Origin of the sequence: Marisediminitalea oceani (assembly GCF_003731635.1) — a bacterium.
In the GTDB taxonomy this organism is placed as follows: domain Bacteria; phylum Pseudomonadota; class Gammaproteobacteria; order Enterobacterales; family Alteromonadaceae; genus Alteromonas; species Alteromonas oceani.
In genome coordinates this window covers 14,482-36,323 of the sequence record NZ_RCUA01000002.1, presented here as the reverse complement: position 1 = coordinate 36,323, position 21,842 = coordinate 14,482, and the positions used below count along the sequence as shown (strand labels likewise).

The following is a 21,842-nucleotide window of genomic DNA, read 5'->3' as shown; positions in this document are numbered from 1 at the left end:
CCAGGCAACGCCGGCTCAAAGTTGTCAGAATATGGCCCGTAACCTTCCCCATACAGATTTTTCGTGTCCTGAGGTCTGTATGGGTTTTTTTATGTCCAAATTCTGTTGCGCGTTAATATAGCTCACTGCGCATATTTTGGCCAGTTAATTTTCCCGCATATTTCTAAATTCATCCTTAAGGTGCATACTAGGCGTTCATTCGGTAACAGGAACACCGACGCTTTGCTCACTCTTTATCCGTCAAATAAACTCGAACATTTAAGCTTTTTGCTGGCCACTTTACTCGACCGTCAACCCGCAGCAGGTCTGAGTCCGGACGTGATCCTGGTAGAAAGCCCCGGTATGCAACACTGGCTAAGTATGGAACTGGCTGCCAGTCGTGGTATCGCCATGAATATTGACTACCCGCTACCGGTCCGCTTTATGTGGGATACCGCCAGAGCGGTACTCGGGCCCGAGGCGGTTCCAAGGGAATCACCGTTTCGCCGGGAAACTTTGCGCTGGCGGATTTACGACTTGCTAACCCAGCCTGAACAACTGACTCACCCGGCGATGTCGCGAGTGTTACGGTTTCTGGATAAAAGTCAGGCCAATGGCAGCGGCCATTTACAAACCCTGCAATTAGCCGTGGCGCTGGCCGATTTACTCGAGCAATACCTGTTATACCGGCCTGACTGGCTGCTGGCCTGGGAGCAACATCAGCAGGTCGTGGTAGAAGATGCTGATGAAGTCTGGCAGGCGCATATCTGGCGACTGCTGGTGAGTGATACGCCTGCGCATCCGGCGCGTCTGCACGAGCAAATGGTCAACGCCCTGCAACAGCCATCCGAGGCGGTGATTAAAGCCTTACCGAAACGGATTATTTTGTTTGCCATTAATACCATGGCGCCGCAGTTCGTGGCGTTTTTGGATGCGCTGGCGCAATGGGTGGATGTACACCTGTTTCATTTAAACCCCTGTGTGAATTACTGGGGCAATCTCGCTAGCCGTGGTGAGCAGGCCCGAATGCTTCGTGAACAGGGGATTACGGCCTGGCTCGAACAGGCGCAGGAAAACCCGTTGTTGGCAAACCTGGGACGACAAGGCCGGGACCTGTTTAATCAGCTTACCGAGCTGCAAAGCTATGAGATCAGCGCCTTCGATTTGCCGGCGCCGGAAGAACAGTCAGCGCAGACGTCGATGTTGAGTCAGGTACAACATGACATTCTTGAAGCGAGCAACGGCAGCACCGACTTTCGCTGGACAGCCGGTGATGACAGCATCCTGATCAATTCTGCTCACAGTACGCTGCGAGAGGTGCAGTCTCTGCACGATTATTTACTGCACCGGTTATCTGAGGATCCGGCGCTGCAACCGCGGGATATTCTGGTCATGTGCCCGGCTATTGAAGAATACGCCCCGGCTATTGAAGCGGTGTTTGCCAGAGTCGGTACGTTAAACAGTGACGATGATGCCTCGCCGCGACTGCCCTGTACCATTGCTGACCGTTCGCCACTGGATGCCGATCCGCTGGTGGCGGCATTTTTGTCGCTATTATCCTTACCCGACAGCCGTTTCAGTGTTACGCAAATTCTTGAATACCTGAGTCTGCCGCCGTTACAACGAAAATTCAGCCTCAGTGAAGAAAGTCTCACGGTGATCGAGTACTGGCTGGAGCGGGCGAATATCCACTGGGGACTGGATGGCCGTCATAAAGCACAGGTAACGGAATCTGCCGTCGACAGTGACATGTACAGCTGGCACTGGGGCTTGCAACGTTTACTGCTGGGAATGATTAGCGAAGATGCCACGCTATTGCTGGATAACTGCGTAACGGTGCCAGACGTAGAAGGGCAGGAGAGTGTTGAGCTGGGCAGACTGATGCTGATTGTAGAGCAACTGCAAGTTCATAATCGGGAGCTTGCCCGCCCGCGAACTGCCGATGACTGGCAGCTGTATTTAAATACCTTGCGGGAAGACTGTTTTATTCCGGGTAATGACGATATCGACAGCTGGGAGAGCATTGGTAAAACCATTGCTGATTTAGCCTTACAGTGCCAGCAAGCCGGTTTTACCGGGGAGCTAAGCCTGGCCGAAGTGCGCGATGTGCTGACCAAGCGCTTTGCCACACCGGATGCCGGTAACCATTTTATGACCGGGCAGGTCACCTTTTGCTCTATGCTGCCTATGCGGAGCATTCCCTTTAGCGTGATTGGCATTCTGGGCCTCAACGACGGGGATTTCCCGCGCAGTAACCCGCCGGGTAGCATCAATATGATGGCTCGTCACCCGGGGCGCCTCGGCGATCGGTCCCGCCGTCAGGAAGACCGCTATTTGTTTTTGGAAGCATTAATATCGGCCCGTCAGGCCCTTTATCTGAGTTTTCAGGGGCGCAGTGCGTTAAATAATGCTGAGCGCCAGCCCAGTCTGGTGCTACAGGAGTTAATGGACTTCCTCGGCCAGGCTTACGGCTGGCAACCAGAGGCGGTGAGACAACTGCCATTGCACCCGTTTAGTCCGGCGGTGTTTAATAGCCCTTGGCCGGCATACAGTCAGGGCTGGTACCGGCTGGCACAGTCCATTGCCGGGCTGCAGAATGAGGAAACCGAAAGTGTTATTGAGGTGTCGGCAACCAGCCATCAGACCCGCCAACTCAGCGCTACCGACATAGCACGCTGCTTTGATGATCCACTGGCCTGGCTGGCCCGGCAACTGGGCCTCAGACTGGAACTCGATAACCGCCTGTTAGAAGACAGTGAGCCTTTTGAAACCAATAAGCTTAGCCGTTATCAGTATGTGGATGAACTGGTTAATAACCCGGCAAATACCAGTGCCGACCAGCTCACTGCAGAGTTTTTGTTAAGCGGTGAACTGCCTGATACCCCCATTACCCGCGCTGAACTGGCCAGCTGGCAGGAGGCCGCAACGCTGCTTAATCAGGCAGTGCCCGGTGGAGATGATCACCTGTTAGCGTGTCGGGTGAGTTTAAGTGACTGGCAGTTGTATGCTACCTGTTATCAGCAGGACGAGACCCTGGTGGCTTATCATGTCGGGCAGCACCAGCTAAGGCGCAGCTTAACGGCCTGGCTGACCATGCTGATTGCCAATAGTCAGGGCATATCGCTACCGCTGACCCTGCATTATATCGACTGGAAAAAACAGCCACTGGCACTGAAATCAGAAACCTATCAACCCCTAACGGCCGATGAGGCCACAGCGCAGTTGCACAGGTTTATTGAGACGATTAAACAAATAGAAGCAGGGCCAAGCTTACTTTATCTGGCGGTGGCCGAAGCGTTTTATAAGTATGCCGGCATGAACACCGACAGTGATGACTGGCATGAGAGTAAAGAAATTGCTAAACGCTGGGATGATATCACCGACAGCAATAACCCCTACAGCAAGCTGGGCAGTAACGGATACTTTAACTGGTTTTACAACTACATTCCGCCCGCTTCGCAACTGCCTCTTGAGCAACTGGCCGATCTTTACTGCGCTTTTCTGAGCAACTTCAAAAGGGGAAGAAAATGACCGCACAACATCTGGATGTCATTAATCTGCCCCTGCGCGGACGTCACCTGATTGAGGCCTCCGCCGGTACCGGTAAAACCTTTAATATTACGCGGATTCACTTACGTTGCCTGCTTGAGCAACGCCTCACCGTGCAACAAATACTGGTAATGACCTTCACCAAAGCGGCCACCGAGGAAATTCGCGGTCGTATTGCTGCCACGCTGCGGGACGCCCTGGCATACTGGCAGGCGCGCACCCTTGATAAGCCTTTCGACTCAGACCCGGTACTCGACGAGCTTTATCAGCGAGTTGCTGCTGAGGAGGCGTTAGCCCTACTGCAGGCGGCCCTGTTGGAGCTGGATGATGCGGCCGTGTTTACTATCCATAGCTTCTGCAACAACGTGTTATCCGATATGGCGTTTACCTCGGCAGCGCCGCTGGAACTGGCGCTGGCAACCGATACCCGGGCGATGTATTTGCAGGGCTGTGAAGACTTTATCCGTAAAGTTAGTCGCGATGAGGAAGCCTTTGCACAGCTGGCCAGTCATGGCTGGCATACTCCCGAACAGCTGTTGAGTGATTTTCTGCCATTAATGGAGTTTGCTAACCCGCCGTACATAGCCTCAGAGCAACAAATCAATGAACAGTTCGATGCGGCGCTAAACAATCTGGCCGAGCAATACCAGCCCCAGGCAAGAGCGTTGTATACCGCATTGGTGGATAACGAATCGTTGTTTTTAACCGCCGTCATTAATAACGATGAAGAGCGCGCCAGAGAATGGCAGGTGATACTCGACTGGCTGCAAAACGGCCCGTTAACGGATATCCCCGAAGAGTTAGGTAAGTTTATCAATGGCAATCGCTATCGCGCCAAGCGCGAGGGCATTGCCGAGGCGAAAGCCCTGGTTGAACCGGCTAAAACCTTGCGTACAGAGTTGACCAAAGCCGTTGATAAACTGGCTAAATCGCGTCAGGCGCTGCTGGATAAAGCGCCGGTATATGCGGTGGTTTGTGAGGCAGTGGCGTTTGTGCGGGATTATGTCAGCAAACAAAAGCAGCGTTTAAGTACAGTGGATTTTAACGATCTCATTCGCTTGCTGGCCGCACAAATAGACGCCCCGGATTCGCCGTTGTGTGTGCAACTGCGCCAGCGCTATCCGGTGGCGCTGGTGGATGAATTTCAGGATACCGATGCCGATCAGTATCACATTCTGGCCAACGTTTATCCCGGGCAGGATGGCGAGTCTCAGGTGTCTACCACCCTGTTAATGATAGGCGACCCCAAACAGGCCATATATGGTTTTCGTGGCGGTGATATCTTTACCTATTTACAGGCCGCAGAGCAGGCGGAGTATCGCTGGATAATGGATACCAACTGGCGGTCGGTAAAGCCCATGGTGGATGCCTACAACCGGTTGTTCTGGGGCGCAGCCATGAGTCAGTCGCGCCGTGACCTGTTTAATTTTGGTATCACTTATGAGCCGGTTAATGCCAGCAGCGGCGCTAAAGCTGCTAAGACGCCGCTTAAGGATGCTGCAACAGACCGAAGTGCGCTGACATTTATTGCCGACGAGCCCGACGAAGATGCCAGTAACAGTAAAGGGGCTACCCGCCAGCGCCTCGCTGAGTTACTCACCCGGGAAATCATGCGTTTGCTGGCTCAGGCCCAGCTCGGGGAGCGTAATGTACAGCCTGCTGACATCGCGATTCTGGTACAAACTGGCAAAGAAGCCACAATAGTTCAGAACGCTTTAAAGACGGTGGGCTTACCCTCAGTGTATCTGTCTAACCGTAACAGCTTGTTTGCCAGTGCCGAAGCTGCCGATACGCTAATGGTGTTGAATGCTATCTGGCATGCCCATGATTTGCGCCTGGTCAACGGCATTATCGCCAGCCCGTTGCTGGGCCTTAACCGCCAGCAGATCCAGACGCTGCTCACTGACGAATACGCCAGCGACTGGGATGCACTATTACTACAGATTGCCCAGTGGCGTGAGATCTGGGCCCGGCGCGGTGTTATGGCGTTGCTGCTGGCGATGTTGCAAAACAGTTATCTTCCGCACCAACAGGAGGCCGAGCGTAGCCTGACCAATTATCAGCATCTGGCCGAGGTGCTCGAGGAGACCGCCAGAACTTATAATCAGCCCGGCCATCTACTCAACTGGTTACACCGTCAGGTGCGTCAGCCAGAGCAGGCACAGGAACACATTCAACGCCTCGAAAGTGATGCAAGGCTAATTCAGATTGTTACCCAGCACGGCTCAAAGGGCCTTGAATACCCCATTGTGTTTGTGCCTTTTGCCAGTGAGTACCGTGATCCGGTGAAGTTTGGTAACAGTCAGTCAGAGGTGTTGCGCTATTACGATCCGCACAGCGCCAGCCAGCAAATGGCCCTTGGCGCGGCCCCGGATGTGTTGGCACGGGTGCGCCGTGAGGGCGAAGCCGAATCCATGCGGTTATTGTACGTAGCTATCACCCGGGCTTCCCACCGCTGTTATCTGGGCGTAGGGGAAGATAAACTCAGTGACCAGTCGGCGTTAGGACAAATTATGCGCCGCGCGGATTTTGATGGCTGGCGTTGTGCTATAGAAGCGCTGATACAGGAAGGCAACGGTCATACTGCATTGATAAGTGAAGTGGCGGAAGAGAGCTTGCCGGCGACGCAAATTGATTCGGTTAAGCTCAGGTGCGCAACCTTTGAACGAGCGCTTGAGGATAACTGGCGATTGTACTCGTTCTCGGCAATCACCCGGCAGGCGGTGCACACCACCTTTCGCCATCGTGAGGCAGAAGCCGTAGCGACAGACAACAATACGTTGCCGGTGACCGCAAAAAGTGAAGAGCTTCGTTTTCAGCTTAAAGCAGGCGCCCAAAGTGGTAACTTGTTACACGACATTCTGGAGGTGACAGACTTCAGCGCGCCGGACTGGGCGGAAACCGGGGCGGCGGTTGCCCGCCGTTATGGCATTGATGAAGCAGACCATGACGCTCTGTTTAGCTGGCTCGATGAAGTGCTTACCACTCCCTTGGAATTAGCCGGAGCGGGACCGGTGAAACTGGCCGATTTGGCCATGGCCGATACACTGCGTGAGGCGGAGTTTTATTTCCCTCTGCACCAGGCTGATCGCCGCGCCGTGGGGCGGATTTTGCAGCAACACCGCCAATCACAGGGTGGTGTTGCCTTACCTGCCGTACTCGATGGCGTCAGGCTGGAGGGCATGATGCATGGTTTTATCGACTTGATTTTTTGCGTCGACGGCCGCTATTTTGTGGCCGACTATAAATCCACCATGCTCGGCGACAGCCCCGAAGACTATCAGCCACATAAACTGAATCAGAATAACCAGCAGCATTACTATGACCTGCAATATCTGATTTACAGTGTAGCCTTGCACCGCTTTTTAGCGCAGCGCATCGAAGATTATGATCCGGATATCCACTTTGGTGGTGTAGCCTATTTTTACCTGCGCGGCATGTCTGGCGATTTTCCGCCTGGAAGCGGCGTGTTTTTCCATCCTCTATCGGCAGATTTGATTGCTGAGATGGAACGGGCGCTAACCGGTAAAGTTATGCAGGAGGCACTGTGATGTTTGCCAGCTATTCCCTATGTGCCGCGCGCCTGGCGGATATTGAAGCGATTGATTATTTCTTTGCCCGGGAGCTTACCGGGCTGGTGGAAAGCAGCAATGAGACCGACTTTTGTTTATTGCTGGCGCTGAGTCGGGCCCAGCGGATGGGCAACAGTTGCCTTATCGTGAGCGAACTGGCCGGTGAACACTCTTTTGCCCATAGCGATGAACCCGACAGCGGATTTATATTTGCTCAGCAGGATGAGTTGCTTTTCCGTGCCGAATCAATGGTTAAACACCCAGGCATGGCTGGTCGGTTGCATTGGTATAACGGGCGTCTGTACACCGCCCGTTACTGGCAATTCGAGCAGCAACTGGTTGCCAGTATTGCTGAGCGCAGCAATCCCGCTCCGTTAACAGAGGAGCAGACGGAGGCGTTATTACAAGCCTGGCCAAGCTTGTTCCCGGTGCAGCAAAGCGAGCAGCAGGACTGGCAACAGGTCGCTACTGCACTTTGCATTAACCGCTCCTTTGCAATGTTATCAGGGGGCCCCGGTACCGGTAAAACTTATACCGTGGCCCGCTTACTGATGGCGCTGCAGGTTGCCTGGCAAGGCAAATTAAACGTGGTGCTCACAGCGCCGACCGGCAAAGCCGCCCAGCGGCTCACCGAATCGGTGGATGCGGCACTGGCGCAATTTTCCGGTCATCCAACGCTGGCCGCGTACAGCAGTGCCATGCAACAGCCCGCTATGACCTTGCACCGCTTGCTCGGCATGCCACGCTGGGGAATTCAAAGCCGCTTTAACCAGCACAACCCGGTGCCGGCGGATGTGATCATTGTGGATGAAAGTTCAATGATTGACCTTGCCTTAATGACCCGTCTGTTCCGGGCGTTGGCACCACATACCCGGGTGATCCTGGTGGGCGATCCAAAACAATTACCATCGGTCGAGGCAGGGAATGTGCTGGGCGATATTATTGCCGCGCTGGGCGCTGAATTAACGGATAGTGTTGATCAAGCATCTGCCGGGCAGTTTGCCCGCCTGTGTCCGCATTTACCGCCATTATCTGTGAGCACCGACAACCGGCCGGTGGCCATGCACTTTGCCCTGCGCCGGGCCCAGCGCTTCAGCGGTCAGTTGGCAGAAGTGGCCAGTGCTATGAATAACGGCCAGATTGATGGCATCTGGAATGAGTTAAGTGTGCTTGAGGCCGGCCAGATGCATAGTGTTGATGGTGTGGCTACCAGCAGTTTTAGCGCGCTGGATAACCACTTCGAGCAACTGGCGATAAACTGGTTTAGCGCAATCAGCCAGGCTGGTTCACTGCCTGAAGCCATGAACCATTTACAAGCCGGGCGCTGGTTAACGCCATTCAGGCAGGGAGACTGGGGAGCACTGGCGCTTAATCAGCGCATAGAACGTTTACTGTCGCCGGGCGATAGCCGTGGCTTTTATAAAGGCCGGCCAGTCATGATCACCGAGAACCATCACGGCCAGCGCCTGTACAATGGTGACATTGGTTTAATCTGGCCAGATGAGCGCGGCGTACTTAAAGCCTGGTTTGCCGGCCAGGACGGTTCATTTCGGGCGATACCTATTATGCGCCTGCCTCAGCACGAAACCGTGTATGTGATGACTATTCATAAATCCCAGGGTTCCGAATTTGACCGATTGTTGTTATTGGTGCCGGAAGCGCCTTCACGCCAGGCCGCAAGCCTGTACAGTCGTGAACTGGTGTATACCGGCCTGACCCGGGCTAAAACCGGAGCAGTGCTGGTCACTAGCCAGGCGATTTTGCAGGACGTCGTAGCCCGCCGTCAGCAGCGCAAAACAGGCTTACCGCAATTACTCGCCGAAGCTATTGGCGCTAATCGCTGAGTGGCACCTCACTGAGGTGCTGCTGTCGTTTAGAAGTGGTAAGTTGGTTATTAATATCCACGAAATACAGTAAACAGTCCGATTTGGCGATGTCACTGCGTGTGGTCACCATAAAAAACTTCAACGGCCGGGTGACCGTGAGCTCGTTGTTATCCGCGCAGAAATAGTCGCTCAGGAACTCCTGGGGTTGCTGGCCGGCCAGCCTGAAATGTTCCAGCCGGGCATGATCCAGCCAGCCTAATACCTCACCGGGGCGGGTAATGCCAAAGTTACGTTGTTCGATATCCTGGCGGATGGTGACATTGGCGCCAAATACGGGCCGTTCTGCATAAGCCAGCGTGGCGTGGCGATGAATCTCCAGACGTTTGGGCTGTTCCAGTAACTCAATATCCTGACGCGGGGCAAAGACATCCTCAGCTGTCAGATAGGAGCGTAAGCCGTTATAAGCATTTAAGGTGGCCAGCTCATCCATGGCACCACCGGATTCGATGGTAACGATAGGACAGCAAAAAGGCACTTCCATCAGCGAGCCCAGCTCAATATCGGTATGAATAAACCAGCGGGTAAAGTGCGACGCCAGCGCTGTATACTGGGTGCCTAACCGGGTGGAGACGCTGAAAGCCGGGCCGCTGCCGGAGGTATTATGTACATCAACAATGGCTTCAGGCGCTAAATCCACCAGGTAATCCAGTACCTGCTTGGCCAGCATACCCGGTGCATCGGTATAAGGCGGTTTGAAACAACGGTTAATGTCCCGGTGATCCGGCAAAGCCCGGTAGGTGTAGAGGGGTTCATGCAGCGCGGCATCGACCGATACCACCATAAAGGTAGTGTCGGCATAGGGCTTAAAGCCTTCTTTTAACAGGCGATGTAAAGCCTGAAACCCAGACGGTTCGTTACCGTGTAACAAGGTTGTGATGGCGCGTTTTCGGCGGGTTCTGCCGGGCATAAAGATAATCGCCGGTCCGCCCAGCATCTGGAGAAAACTCACGCTGGAATCAGGGATTTGCTGTGGAGCCGGCGCATGCAGTATTTTAAAGCCGGGCAGAGCAGGTGTGGCTAGTCTGGCGGTTCCCATTGCTACTCCCAGTAGGCCACAGGTTCACCACTGTGGCTCAGTTGATAGTACCGGCGACACAGTTCGCCCAGTACTTTTGATTCAGGATATTGGCTCATTAAGGTTTTATAGGTGTTTAACTGCCACATGGCGCCGGTTTGCCGTGCTGCCAGGCGATGCTCGATAATACCCAGGTAATGATCCCGCTCTGCGCGACTAACGCCGATTTTTGCCAGTCCATCGTCTGCCTTACCGATTAGATCAGACAGAATTGCCGTGACCTTGTATTCCTTTAACTGATGCTGGTGTTTTTGCGGCCACAGGACTTGTGCATTCAGACCGGACTGAGCACAGCGGTAAAAGTTATATTCGGTATAGCGGAAAGGCAGGCGCTGCAGATACTCTTCAATATGATCCGACAGCGCTTCAACCAGGCCAATCTGTAAGGCAGCATTGGCGAGCATATCCTGATTGGTAGGGCCGGCTGGCAGACTGCGGTATTCAATGCGTACATGACCGTTTTCACCTGGTTCGAACACCGCGCGGTTCCAGCTCCATACTGTACCGTGATGTAAGTTGAGTTCGGCAAAAGGTTTGCTGGCGCCGTTTAACCGCTCTGCAGTGACCGGTAAAACTGCCGGGTACAGGGCGACGCTCTCGGTCAGGCAGTCGGTTATGCCGTTGCGTAACCAGCCGTGACCATAACTTACGCGGGCTGGCTGACGCCATTGGGTGGCATTGGTGTCGCGATAATCGATTGCCTGTTTGAACAGCGCAATACGCGTTTCCTGCCACAGCCGTTTGCCCATAAAGAACGGCGAGTTTCCAGCCAGAGCCAGCACCAACGGTGAGATAAGCTGCGCGGTGTTATAACAATCGGTAAACCGGCTGTGCGCGATGCGGTGATGTAATTGAAAAGAGGTGTTAGCGCCTTCCAGCGTGACATCATCACAGGTCGTGCGCACCACATCCTGGCCATGAATGTCTATGTCGAATGGCGCGCCACGCTGCTCGCTGAGTTCCTGGGTGAGCGCTTTATAACGGGGCCGGTTGGTCAGGTAGTCTTCGGTTAAATGACTACCTGCCAGAGTGGGCAATATGCCAATGGCCATCGCGTGGCCATCGAAAAGGCTGGCAGTTTGGTCGACCACCCGACTGGCTTTGTCTAACTGCTGCTGAAGCTGCGAGAAGGGCGTACCGGCGGCGTTAACCGGTTCAAGATTGAATTCCAGATTGTATTGGTTTAATTCTTCCTGAAGACCATCGATACGGGCTCTTTCGAGAATGGCTTCATTAATAGGCGCCGGGTTGAACTGGCGATTAACCAGGTAAAATTCTAACTCGGCACCGAGACTGACTTCGTCGCGGTTGTAGCAGTCGCGATTGAGCTCATGTCTGACCTCGCACAGTTGTGCCTGCACCCGTTGGTCAAACAGTGCACGTTGAGCGTCTGTAAAATCATGTTGTTGAAAATTAAGACCCATGCTTTCTCTGTGTCAGTTAACAATACTAAGTGTAGCCTATCGCTAAGCAGAGTAACGACAGGCGGCAAAATGCTCCTTGATACAGATCAAGCCAGATCACAACTGGCTGAGCGGCATATTATTGTTTGCGATAAATCAACGATCGCCATGCGTTATTGGTCGGCGGTAATGGCGGTTTGGTCAGTCGTGACTGGATTTATGCGCCCGGTTTGGGTAGCGTAAAGTGAGTACCAACAATAAATTAAAAAAACCGGAGGGAATCCCGTTGCGCGTTTATGTTCTGCTAGCCAGCCTGGCGCTGATGGCTGTTTCGCCTGTATGGGCGGAGACCATCGCATCCTTTACCAAAGATATGCAAAAGCAAACGGGGTTTATCCCCGTTTATTACAGTAGTGAAGACGATAAGGTTTATCTGCAAATTGAAGCGCTGGATGAGCCATTGTTATTTCAGTCCAGTCTGCCCCATGGTGTAGGCTCCAATGATATTGGCCTGGATCGCGGCCAACTGGGCGCCACGCGTTTGGTGCAGTTTGAGCGCTACGGCAATAAGCTGCTGCTCAAGCAACTCAACACCGAGTACCGGGCGAGTGCCGATAACCCGGCTGAACGGGCCAGTATTGATGAGGCGTTTGCCGATTCGGTCATTGCCGGCTTCACCATTGCGGCCAGTGATGATGACAGCGTGTTAATCGACTATACCAGTCAGTTACTGAGCGATATTCACGGCGTCGCTGAACGTTTGAAAGGCCGTCAACAAGGCAGTTTTAAAGCTGATCCGCAACGCAGTGGCGTATACCTGCCGAGAACCAAAGCGTTTCCTTTAAATACGGAACTGGAAGCACTGGTTACTTTTGGTGGCAAAGGTACCGGCGCATATTTACGTCAGGTCACACCGGATTCCGACAGTGTCAGTGTACACATGCACCATTCATTTATTGCCTTACCCGACGATGGCTATGAGCCACGTGAATTCCACCCGTTTTCCGGTTACTGGAAACACAGCTGGCAGGATTATTCTGCGCCGATTACCGAACCTCTGGAGCAGGCTTATATTCGCCGTCACCGGCTGGCCAAAAAAGACCCTTCCGCTCCGGTGAGTGAAGCCGTTGAGCCGATTGTTTACTACCTCGACCCTGGGATCCCTGAGCCCGTGATGAGTGCTTTACGGGACGGTGCGAGCTGGTGGGATCAGGCGTTTGCCGCAGCAGGCTATAAAAATGCGTTTCAGGTAAAAGTATTACCCGAAGGCGCCGACCCCATGGATGTGCGGTACAACGTGATCAACTGGGTCCACAGAGCCACCCGAGGCTGGTCTTATGGCTCGTCTGTGGTGGATCCGCGCACCGGTGAAATCATTAAAGGGCACGTTACCCTTGGCTCACTGAGGGTCCGTCAGGATTACCTGATAGCACTCGGGTTAACCAGTCCGTTTACCGGTGACAGTGAGGCAACCAAAGAGCAAAAAGAAATGGCGCTGGCACGCATTCGTCAGTTGTCTGCTCACGAGGTTGGCCACACGCTGGGTATCGCGCATAACTTTGCCGCCAGCGAAAATGGCCGCGAATCGGTGATGGATTATCCGCATCCGAAAATCGAGATTAAAGGCAATCAGCTCTCTTTAGCTAATGCCTATGATACCGGGATGGGAGAGTGGGATAACTATGTTATTGCCTACGGTTACCAGGACTTTGCCGAGGCTACAGACAGTGCTGAAGCGCTGCAGGCTATGGTGGTGGACGCTCGGGAGGCCGGACTGAAATACAAGTCAGACGCCGATGCCAGAGCGTCTCGTCATGGCTCATCCGATGGACATATGTGGGACAACGGGGCGAACCCGCTGGCCGAATACGATCACTTGCTAAAAGTGCGTGATATTGCACTGGGTAATATGGGCCTGAACACCATCGCCTCAGGCAGCAGCCTGTCGTCACTGGAAAATGCTTTGGTGCCGGTATATCTGTTACACCGTTATCAGCTCGAAGCGGTGGCCAAGCAGGTGGGTGGTGTGCACTATTTCTATGAGAATAAGGGCGACCTGGATAAACCCATGGGGGTTAAGCTGGTGCCATCAGAAACCCAGGTTGAAGCGATGATGCGTTTAATTGATGCATCGAGCGCCGAGGTGCTTAAGATGCCTCAGCGTTTGTTATCCCTGATAACGCCGCCGACCTTTGCAGAGGCAGAAACCCGTGAGCAGTTTAATGGCCGGTTGGGCCGGGTGTTCGATCCGATTTCTGCCGCCGAAAGTGCAGCAGCATTCAGCCTGGAACTGCTGTTACACCCTGAGCGATTAAATCGCCTGGCCTATCAGCACAGCCGCCAGACCAGCATTCCTGGTGTTGATGATTTGATCCGCAAGATTTTCTCTGTGCACTTTTATCGTCAGCCTGAGCCCAGTGATAATCTGGTGGCCCGCCTGCAAATGGTGGCACTCCAGAGCGTGATGAGCTCACTGCAAAACGATGCCACGTCACCTGAAGTGAAGCTGGCGATCACCGCCGAACTGATGACGCTGACGGAATGGCTGGAAGATGAAGATGAAGTGCCGGGTTACCGGGCACTGGAGCATTATCTGGATCATTACCTTGAAACAGGCGACTGGCAGATGGACTTTAAAGTGAAGCCATTGCCACCGGGCTCGCCAATTTAATCCGGCGATTTCTTTAAATCGAAAGAGGGCTTTTTAGCCCTCTTTTTTAATCTTATGCCGCCTACTTGAGTAGGCGTCAGCAATTTTGGTATTGCATTGCAATGGTTGCCGGGAGTTGGCCAAGGAAGATGTTTATAGTTTTTGTCGGAGTCGCCGACAGCGACCAGAGGGTGTTGTGCGACACCCTCTGGACTCCCCGCAGCCCTTATCAGTGAAAAGCGTCATCGTCTCTGGCAGAACAAACTAGACCGTCAATGACGGCACATCCCTGTGCCGCATCGACTGAATCCTCATCCATGATGATTCTTCTAGTTTGTCGTGTATGCCAGTGACGAAGACAACACTGAAGAAGGGCACAAGTGTTGTTCTCTCTTCGATTTAAACAGAGCGCCCATTTTTTTGTGGGAAGCGCAAACCACCTTCACCGGTAAGTTATTATGTGTCCTGCTGTCGCGTGAGGTAATAATACTCGGTGAAGCATTTGTACAGCTGGGTACCACTGAGTACCGAGGCTGAAGGAAAATGCAGCATAGGGATCAGATCGCAGGGTGCGAGAATGTCGTGGCTGCCTTTGTCATTGTCCAGTTCGTCGATGTTCAGAACGCGCGCCAGTAGCTCGCCCTGTTTAACGTGCTGACCGGGCCGAGCACAATATTCCACCATGCCTCCCCAACTGGTGAACAGGGTTTTATAGTCTTTAAGCGCTACGCCTATACGGTCCATGACAGCCGGACTAACCTGACTTTCCGGTAATAAGCCCTTCACGGTCAGATAACTGATAATGCTGCGGGCATCGATTTCCCCTTCGGCAAAATCAATCACTTCCTGACTGCCCATTTCCAGCGTAAACGCCTCGATGCCAAAATCAATGTCGCGGTTATCCCGCTGATTAAGGCTATCGGTAAGCGTCCACCACGGGCAAAAAGTAGCTTCATCCAGAGCACCGGCAAAAACATTGGGGATAAATATACAATGGGGAAAGTTAAACGCCCTGGCACTTTCGCGGGCATACTCCGGAATATAAATGTGGCGGGTTGATACTGGTCCGTTATGTAAATCCAGTACAAAATCGGCATCCAGCGCCAACTGTTGCAAGCGCAGGTTAAGTTGCTGAGCCAGGCCCAGTCCCCAGGGGCTGGCAAGCTTATTGGCGATGGCAGTGCGTAAATGGTCTCGAAAGCGCTGTTTGATTGAGCTCACCGATTCTTCAGCGGTAACCGTATTTACAAAGGCTGCTATCTGTTCCGGGTCGTAATAATATCCGCGGTTCCAGTTGGTACCGTTTACCGGGTCAAACCGGCCAAGGGTATATTCTCCGGCCTTGATGTTGGTACCCACCGGATTACAGTTTGGCACCAGCACAATTTCGCCGCAAATAGGCATCGTCTGCAGCCACTGAATAAGGTGGTAGATCACTACGTTACCCTGAACTTCGGCGCCGTGAATAGAGCTTTGGATATACACTTTGGGCCCTGGTCGCTGGCCTTTAATATGATACACCGGCACATTCATGCTGCGGCCTGAGGCATTCTGGGCGACCCGGATATGTTGTTTATTTACCTGATTGAGCATAACGATTCTTTATTTGTTTGTTTTTATGGATTGGCAAACCGTGCACTGCGGATCGGCCGGCACCGTAAATTGTTGCCAGCTAAGCGACAGACCATCGTAAGTGAGTAACCGGCCGGCGGGCAATACTTGTTTGCCCATTAGCCAGAGTAAGGCAATGTGCGCCTGTTGAGTACCAATGGTGGCGACCACCGGGGCAAAGATACCGGCTTCTACGCAGGACAGCTCTTGTTCACTGAACAGGCGGGTAATGCACTGATAACAGGGGCTGTGATTAAGCGGGTCAACCATCAGCAATTGACCTTCAAAACGAATGGCCGCACCGCTAACCAGTGGCCGCTGTTGTGCGTAACAGATGGCATTAATTTGCTGGCGACTGGCTGGATTGTCGGTGCAGTCCAGCACCAGATCGTGCTCGCTAACGGCCTGTCTCAGTGCCTCATCGTCAAGCCTTGTGTTAACGGTCCTGATACGGCAGTCGGGGTTGAGTTCGTGTAATCTGTCGCGGGCGGCGTGCACTTTAAACTGGCCGACCTGAGCGCGGCTAAACAGCAGCTGCCGGGGCAGGTTAGAGGCTTCTACCTTATCATCGTCGACTAAGGTAAGCTGGCCTGTGCCACTGCTGCATAACAGCTGGGCAGCCGGACAACCAAGCCCGCCGATCCCGATGATCAGCACCCGGGCATTGAGTAATGCTTCCTGGCCTTCCAGGTCAATCTGGGGCAGCACTATATGGCGATTATATGTGACCGCCTGGGGATAGCTGAGCGTATCTGCCATGGTTAGACTTTTATCCTGTTATATTTCAACGCATAATGTACCAATTCGACAGTCCTGTCGCAGCAGATTTTTAAGGACCATCATGACTACCGCTTCCGAATCACTGGCTATTGCCATTTTAACCGTATCAGATACCCGTACCCTGGATACCGACACCTCAGGTCAGTACCTGGTTGACGCCGTCACTGAAGCCGGTCACTCCGTGGCCGACCGCCAATTGGTGATTGATGATATTTACCAGCAGCGGGCCATCGTATCGGCGTGGATTGCTGACCCCGCAGTGGAAGCCATTCTGGTGACCGGCGGTACCGGTTTTACCGGCAGAGATTCAACGCCCGAGGCGCTTAGCGTTTTATTTGATAAAACCGTAGACGGCTTTGGCGAATTGTTCCGCTATCTGAGTTTTCAGGAAATTGGTACCTCTACCATTCAGTCGCGGGCGTTGGCTGGTTTTGCTAATCGTACCGTTATTTTCTGTCTGCCTGGCTCTACCGGCGCCTGTAAAACGGCCTGGCAAGGGATTATCCGTTCACAACTGGATGCCAGTTTTAAGCCATGTAACTTTGTTGGTCATTTAAAGGGCAATCATTAGTTATGCAATTGTCTCATGTGAACCAACAGGGCGAAGCCAATATGGTGGATGTCAGCGGTAAAGCGGTAACTACCCGTGAAGCTATTGCCGAAGGCGAGTTACACTTAAGTGCCGAGGCGCTGGCGCAGGTTAAAAATAACAGTGCCGCCAAGGGCGATGTGCTGGCTGTGGCCAGAATCGCGGGTATTCAGGGGGCAAAACAATGTGCCAGCCTGATCCCCTTATGTCATCCTCTGGCGCTGAGTAAGGTGGATATTGAATTCACGCTTGATGAGCAGAATAACCGCATTATTACCCGTTGCCGCTGCAAGCTTAATGGTCAGACCGGCGTAGAAATGGAAGCGCTGACCGGCGTTAATGTGGCGCTATTGACCCTGTTTGATATGTGCAAGGCGGTGGATCCGGCTATGATAATGACCAATGTCCGGGTGCTACACAAGCAGGGCGGTAAGAGTGGTCAGTGGAGTCGTGATGAAGGTTAAGTTATTTGCCCAGATCCGGGAAGTTACCGGCACCGAGTCGCTGGAAATGGCGGTACCGGATGATGCCACCATCGAAGGTGTGCGTCAGGCGTTAATGGCTAAAGGCCCGCAGTGGCGGGAAGCGTTGTCGGCTAACGTGCTCTGCGCCTGCAATCAGACACTTTGTGATGGCACCATGGTGGTGTCTGAGCAGGATGAAGTGGCGTTCTTTCCACCGGTTACCGGAGGGTAGAATGTTTGCACGGGTCAGTGAAGCCGATTTTTGCCAACAAGCGCTCTACGATGAGCTTTGCGAACATAACCAGGCCAGTCAGTCTGGTGCCGTGGTTACCTTTACCGGCCGGGTGAGGGATTACAATGCCGAGGGGGCCATCGACGGCATTGAACTGGAATACTATCCGGGCATGACCGAGTCAGCCCTGCAGCAATTACTCGAGCAGGCAACCGCGCGATTTAAACTTACCAACGCCGGCATCTTGCACCGGGTGGGCCGGTTACCTAATCAGGCGCAAATTGTCTGGGTCGGCACCTGTGCAGCGCATCGCCAGGATGCTTTTAGCGGGGCGTCGTACATTATGGACATGCTCAAACAATCGGTACCTATCTGGAAAAAAGAATGGGCGGGAGATACGTCAACCTGGGTAGCCGCCAAAGGCACAGACAGTGAGGCGGCAATGCGCTGGCTGACTGATGATAAGGATAAATAACCGGCCATGAACCGAATTATGCAGTGTTTGTGGGCAATCGTTGTGGCTGTGTGCGCAACTCAGGTGGCTCATGCTGCGCCATCCATCAATGTCGCCGTAGCGGCAAATTTTGCGGCACCACTGCAAAAGCTACTGCCGGAATTTGAGGCGGCTAGCGGTATTAACGTGCGGGTAAGTGTTGGCTCGAGCGGCGCTTTATTTGCGCAGATCCAACATGGCGCGCCCTATGATTTATTTTTATCCGCCGACAGTAAACGGCCTCAGGCGCTGGTCGCCTCAGGCAGGGTAACGCCGTCTGCGGTGCAGACCTACGCGGTTGGCCATCTGGCGCTGGTGGGCAACATTGATGGCCTCAGCGATCCACAGTTAACGGCGGCGGGTACCAGAGTTGCCATCGCCGAGCCAGACATAGCTCCTTACGGACGAGCAGCTAAACAGTTGCTGGGGCAGGCCGGGTTATGGGAAAAACTTGTACCGGGGCTGATTCGCGGGACTAACATTCAACAGACACTGCAATTCTGGCAAACCGGCAATGTGGATGTGGCGTTTATTGCTGCTTCTCAATGTGTTACCTATCAACTGACTTGCCAGACTCTGCCGGATAGCTACGCGCCGATTATTCAGCAACTGGCGGTTACCGGTCAGGGTGAATCCGCTGTAGCTGCTGAAAAGCTCGCCGCATTCCTGCGTAGCCCCAAAGTTCAGTCGCAACTGGCCAAAGCAGGGTATGCGCCGCTCGCGTCAGGCCCAGCTGAAGGAAGTCGTTAAGCGTGGAATTTTCAGCAATCTGGCTTACCCTCAAACTGGCAGGGCTATCAACGTTACTGCTGATGCTGGTTGCTATACCGGTGAGCTGGTGGTTAAGTCGCTGGAACAGCCGCTTTAAGGCAGTAGTGCAGGCCTGTGTGGCATTACCGCTGGTATTACCACCCACTGTACTGGGTTTTTATTTGCTACTGGCGTTTGCGCCCGACAGCCTGATCGGCGAACTGTGGTTATCCATTACCGGTGAGCGCCTGGCATTCACTTTTGAAGCTCTGGTATTCGGCTCGGTAATTTATTCGTTTCCTTTTGCGGTGCAGCCACTGTATGCAGGCTTCGCGCAGTTACACCCGCACTATTTACACACTGCAAAGATGCTCAATTTACCCTGGCACGTGCGTTTGCAACGGGTTGTTTTACCGGCTGTGAGGCCAAGCCTACTGATTGCTGCCGGATTGAGTTTTGCCCACACGGTAGGCGAATTTGGCGTAGTACTGATGATTGGTGGCAACATACCCGGAGAAACAAGGGTAGTGTCTATTGCGCTGTTCGACCAGGTGGAGTCACTCAATTATGGCAGTGCTCACCAGCTGGCTGCCGTGTTACTGGTATTCTCGCTATTTTTGCTGATTGGCCTTTACTGGCTGCAGGGGCGGCGGAGGCTTAAATGGAATGTCATGTAACGGCTCAGGCCGGCCAGTTTACGGTGGATATAGCGCTATCGACTGCTGCTGAGCCAAATTGGCTTGGCATAGTCGGCCAATCCGGCGCCGGTAAATCTACCTTTTTACAGGCGCTGGCTGGATTTAACGCTGCGGCCAATGTCACCGGCCGCTGGCACGATAAAGATCTCAGTAAGCTTGATCATGCGGTACTGGTGAGTGCGCAAACGCCGCTGTTTCCGGCTCTCAGCGTGGCAGGCAATCTTGAGCTGGTTGCTCGCCATAATCAGCAACTGGACAATGTTAAGACCATAGTGGCGCTGTGTGAATGTACTGCACTAATGTCCCGGCAAACTAATGAGCTGTCAGGCGGCGAACTACAACGGGTAAAACTGGCCAGGGCGTTACTGGCAAATCCAGCGCTGTTGCTGCTCGATGAGAGTTTCAGCGCCATGGATCGTGCCCTGCGCTTTGGTATTTTACATAAACTCAAAGCTTATCTGAGTCCGGACGTCAAAGTAATCATGGTGAGCCATGATATCAACGACATCATCGTGAGTTGTGATCATCTGAGCATCATAGAAAGTGGCCATTGTGTGGCCTGTGGACCACTCAGTGAAATGCTTAACCCTGCCAGGGGCCAACAAGCCAATGCTTCGTTGCCTTTAATCAGCGTGCTACACGGTGAAATAGCAGAGCGAAATAAAGGGATTAGCCGGATATCTGTGGGCGAGACATCGGTTAAAGTGGTGGATGAATCAGCTATTCCGGTGGGACAGTCTGTACGGCTGTTGCTTCCAGCCAGTGAAGTAACGCTCGCCACTGAAAATAGTACTGCGCTACACACTAATTGCCTGCAGGGAACCGTGCAATCGGTAGTACCTTATTCGGCTACGCAAGTCGCGGTAAAAATTGTGTGCGAGGGGCAAGAGTTAGCGGTGCTGCTGGATAACTATGACAGGCGGATTAATGCGCTGCAGGAAGGGCAGTTGGTCTGGGCGTATTTCAGTGGCCAGCTAACGCTGGCCTGAGCCAGCATGACATTAACATGCCTGATTTTGCTTCTCTGTACTGCCTGTAAGCCTGGCTTTACCGGCCAGTTTAGCTTCGTAAAGGTACAAGTCGGCCTCACTCAGCAGTTGTTCCAGGTCAGGCGTATTAGTCGGCGGCGATATCACATAGCCGGCGCTGATAGTGACTTTTCCCAGCGGACTGGCTTCATTATCGATTGATAAATTAGCAATGGCGTCTACCATACGCTGGCCGATATTCCGGCATTCTTCCTGTGTGGTGTCAGGCAGGAATACGCTAAATTCCTCGCCACCAAAACGTACAATACTGTCGTGGGGGCCGGGCAATTGATCTTTAAGGGTTTGCGCCACGTCAAAAAGACACTTATCTCCAGCTACGTGACCGTAACGGTCGTTGAAGCCCTTAAAGTAGTCGATATCAATCATGATAACGCCCAGAGATTTACTCTCCCGGGACAGCCGTTTGAGCTGTGTCGGGATTTCGGTAAACAGATAGTAGCGGTTATACAGGGCGGTTAACTGATCTTTGAAAGTCAGTTCGGTTAACAAGTCGAGGCGCAATTTACTTTGCAATAAGTTTTTTACACGGTGGACCAGAGTCGAGGCAACAACCGGCTTTCTGACGTAATCTGATGCTCCGGCCTGCCAGCACTTATTCTGGGTTTCAGCATTGCCGTCACCGGTTATAAATACTACCGGGCAAGCGGATGTATTGCGGTTTTGCTTTAACTGTTGGCAAAGTTCTATGCCATTAATGCCAGGCATATTGATGTCGAGAACAATGAGGTCCGGCGGTTGTTTTTCACAATAATCAATCACCCGTGCCGGATCGTGAAGAAACTCGCACTGCACGATATCACTTAAAATAGTGGTGATTAACAGGCAACTGGATTGCTCGTCATCAACCACCAGCACTTTGCAATCTGCTAGACCTTTACTGGCATAAACCGATGCTTCTAGCGTGGTGTAAGCGGTTGTTTGTGTCATTGGGTCTTTCTATGCTGCTTTGCTGTTGTTCTGTTGGCAAGCCTGCTGCTTAGCGTTACCTCACCCCTAATGACATCCTGTGTCGGTTGACTATCCGGTGCGCTCTGGACTCTGACTCCGTGTGAGCTAAATTAA

16 protein-coding genes are annotated in these 21,842 nt (G+C 53.0%); 11 read left to right on the top strand and 5 right to left on the bottom strand.

All coding sequences use genetic code 11. From position 1 onward, the window contains the following. Window positions 1–222: 222 nt before the first annotated feature. From recC to recD, 3 genes are read left to right on the top strand one after another with little or no spacing between them, the layout of a single operon-like run. A complete protein-coding gene (recC, locus tag D9T21_RS00340; protein ID WP_164464522.1) occupies window positions 223–3,510 on the top strand; it encodes an exodeoxyribonuclease V subunit gamma in 3,288 nt (1,095 codons plus the stop codon). Beyond that, window positions 3,507–7,079, top strand: coding sequence for an exodeoxyribonuclease V subunit beta (recB, locus tag D9T21_RS00335; protein WP_123323211.1), 3,573 nt, complete (start codon window positions 3,507–3,509; stop codon window positions 7,077–7,079). Before recC ends, recB begins: the two co-directional genes overlap by 4 nt. After that, window positions 7,079–8,944, top strand: a complete 1,866-nt coding sequence (recD, locus tag D9T21_RS00330) for an exodeoxyribonuclease V subunit alpha (RefSeq protein WP_123323210.1) — start codon at window positions 7,079–7,081, stop codon at window positions 8,942–8,944. Before recB ends, recD begins: the two co-directional genes overlap by 1 nt. On the opposite strand, the gene D9T21_RS00325 is transcribed toward recD, so the two are convergent. Continuing rightward, on the bottom strand, window positions 8,934–10,022 hold the full coding sequence (locus D9T21_RS00325) for a M14 family metallopeptidase (RefSeq protein ID WP_123323209.1): 1,089 nt from the start codon (window positions 10,020–10,022) through the stop codon (window positions 8,934–8,936). The genes recD and D9T21_RS00325 overlap by 11 nt on opposite strands. Window positions 10,023–10,024: 2 nt before the next feature. Continuing rightward, complete coding sequence (locus D9T21_RS00320; RefSeq protein WP_123323208.1) at window positions 10,025–11,485, bottom strand: glutamate-cysteine ligase family protein; 1,461 nt, start codon at window positions 11,483–11,485, stop codon at window positions 10,025–10,027. A gap of 301 nt (window positions 11,486–11,786) precedes the next feature. On the opposite strand from D9T21_RS00320, the gene D9T21_RS00315 reads away from it, so the two are divergent. Continuing rightward, the gene (locus tag D9T21_RS00315) at window positions 11,787–14,135 is read left to right on the top strand and encodes a zinc-dependent metalloprotease (protein WP_241155591.1); all 2,349 of its coding nucleotides are present in this window, start codon (window positions 11,787–11,789) and stop codon (window positions 14,133–14,135) included. 435 nt (window positions 14,136–14,570) lie between these two features. Here the strand turns inward: D9T21_RS00315 and D9T21_RS00310 are convergent, their stop codons facing one another. Next, on the bottom strand, window positions 14,571–15,707 hold the full coding sequence (locus tag D9T21_RS00310) for a M14 family metallopeptidase (RefSeq protein WP_123323207.1): 1,137 nt from the start codon (window positions 15,705–15,707) through the stop codon (window positions 14,571–14,573). Between the two features lie 9 nt (window positions 15,708–15,716). After that, on the bottom strand, window positions 15,717–16,484 hold the full coding sequence (gene moeB, locus D9T21_RS00305; protein WP_123323206.1) for a molybdopterin-synthase adenylyltransferase MoeB: 768 nt from the start codon (window positions 16,482–16,484) through the stop codon (window positions 15,717–15,719). A gap of 82 nt (window positions 16,485–16,566) precedes the next feature. Between moeB and moaB the strand changes: the two genes are divergently transcribed. From moaB to D9T21_RS00270, 7 genes are read left to right on the top strand one after another with little or no spacing between them, the layout of a single operon-like run. After that, window positions 16,567–17,076 (top strand): molybdenum cofactor biosynthesis protein B, encoded by a 510-nt coding sequence (gene moaB, locus D9T21_RS00300; protein ID WP_123323205.1) that lies wholly within the window; start codon window positions 16,567–16,569, stop codon window positions 17,074–17,076. A gap of 2 nt (window positions 17,077–17,078) precedes the next feature. Further along, complete coding sequence (gene moaC, locus D9T21_RS00295) at window positions 17,079–17,558, top strand: cyclic pyranopterin monophosphate synthase MoaC (RefSeq protein WP_123323204.1); 480 nt, start codon at window positions 17,079–17,081, stop codon at window positions 17,556–17,558. Next, entirely contained in the window at window positions 17,548–17,790 is a 243-nt protein-coding gene (gene moaD, locus D9T21_RS00290; RefSeq protein WP_241155588.1) for a molybdopterin converting factor subunit 1, read from the top strand. The genes moaC and moaD overlap by 11 nt, the downstream gene beginning before the upstream one ends. A gap of 1 nt (window position 17,791) precedes the next feature. Next, complete coding sequence (locus D9T21_RS00285) at window positions 17,792–18,265, top strand: molybdenum cofactor biosynthesis protein MoaE (RefSeq protein WP_123323202.1); 474 nt, start codon at window positions 17,792–17,794, stop codon at window positions 18,263–18,265. Between the two features lie 6 nt (window positions 18,266–18,271). Further along, the gene (modA, locus tag D9T21_RS00280; protein ID WP_123323201.1) at window positions 18,272–19,033 is read left to right on the top strand and encodes a molybdate ABC transporter substrate-binding protein; all 762 of its coding nucleotides are present in this window, start codon (window positions 18,272–18,274) and stop codon (window positions 19,031–19,033) included. A 2-nt stretch (window positions 19,034–19,035) separates the two neighbouring features. Continuing rightward, on the top strand, window positions 19,036–19,710 hold the full coding sequence (gene modB / locus D9T21_RS00275) for a molybdate ABC transporter permease subunit (protein WP_240621960.1): 675 nt from the start codon (window positions 19,036–19,038) through the stop codon (window positions 19,708–19,710). Beyond that, window positions 19,695–20,720 (top strand): ATP-binding cassette domain-containing protein, encoded by a 1,026-nt coding sequence (locus tag D9T21_RS00270; RefSeq protein WP_123323200.1) that lies wholly within the window; start codon window positions 19,695–19,697, stop codon window positions 20,718–20,720. The genes modB and D9T21_RS00270 overlap by 16 nt, the downstream gene beginning before the upstream one ends. A 12-nt stretch (window positions 20,721–20,732) precedes the next feature. On the opposite strand, the gene D9T21_RS00265 is transcribed toward D9T21_RS00270, so the two are convergent. Then, window positions 20,733–21,707, bottom strand: coding sequence for a diguanylate cyclase domain-containing protein (locus tag D9T21_RS00265; protein WP_123323199.1), 975 nt, complete (start codon window positions 21,705–21,707; stop codon window positions 20,733–20,735). Between the last annotated feature and the right edge of the window lie 135 nt (window positions 21,708–21,842).

Bases quoted from the DNA above. Each gene is read 5' to 3' on its own strand.
- recB (WP_123323211.1), top strand. From the start codon at position 3,507: ATGACCGCACAACATCTGGATGTCATTAATCTGCCCCTGCGCGGACGT.
- recD (WP_123323210.1), top strand. From the start codon at position 7,079: ATGTTTGCCAGCTATTCCCTATGTGCCGCGCGCCTGGCGGATATTGAA.
- D9T21_RS00325 (WP_123323209.1), bottom strand. From the start codon at position 10,022: ATGGGAACCGCCAGACTAGCCACACCTGCTCTGCCCGGCTTTAAAATA.
- D9T21_RS00320 (WP_123323208.1), bottom strand. From the start codon at position 11,485: ATGGGTCTTAATTTTCAACAACATGATTTTACAGACGCTCAACGTGCA.
- D9T21_RS00315 (WP_241155591.1), top strand. From the start codon at position 11,787: ATGGCTGTTTCGCCTGTATGGGCGGAGACCATCGCATCCTTTACCAAA.
- D9T21_RS00310 (WP_123323207.1), bottom strand. From the start codon at position 15,707: ATGCTCAATCAGGTAAATAAACAACATATCCGGGTCGCCCAGAATGCC.
- moeB (WP_123323206.1), bottom strand. From the start codon at position 16,484: ATGGCAGATACGCTCAGCTATCCCCAGGCGGTCACATATAATCGCCAT.
- moaB (WP_123323205.1), top strand. From the start codon at position 16,567: ATGACTACCGCTTCCGAATCACTGGCTATTGCCATTTTAACCGTATCA.
- moaC (WP_123323204.1), top strand. From the start codon at position 17,079: ATGCAATTGTCTCATGTGAACCAACAGGGCGAAGCCAATATGGTGGAT.
- moaD (WP_241155588.1), top strand. From the start codon at position 17,548: ATGAAGGTTAAGTTATTTGCCCAGATCCGGGAAGTTACCGGCACCGAG.
- D9T21_RS00285 (WP_123323202.1), top strand. From the start codon at position 17,792: ATGTTTGCACGGGTCAGTGAAGCCGATTTTTGCCAACAAGCGCTCTAC.
- modA (WP_123323201.1), top strand. From the start codon at position 18,272: ATGAACCGAATTATGCAGTGTTTGTGGGCAATCGTTGTGGCTGTGTGC.
- D9T21_RS00270 (WP_123323200.1), top strand. From the start codon at position 19,695: ATGGAATGTCATGTAACGGCTCAGGCCGGCCAGTTTACGGTGGATATA.
- D9T21_RS00265 (WP_123323199.1), bottom strand. From the start codon at position 21,707: ATGACACAAACAACCGCTTACACCACGCTAGAAGCATCGGTTTATGCC.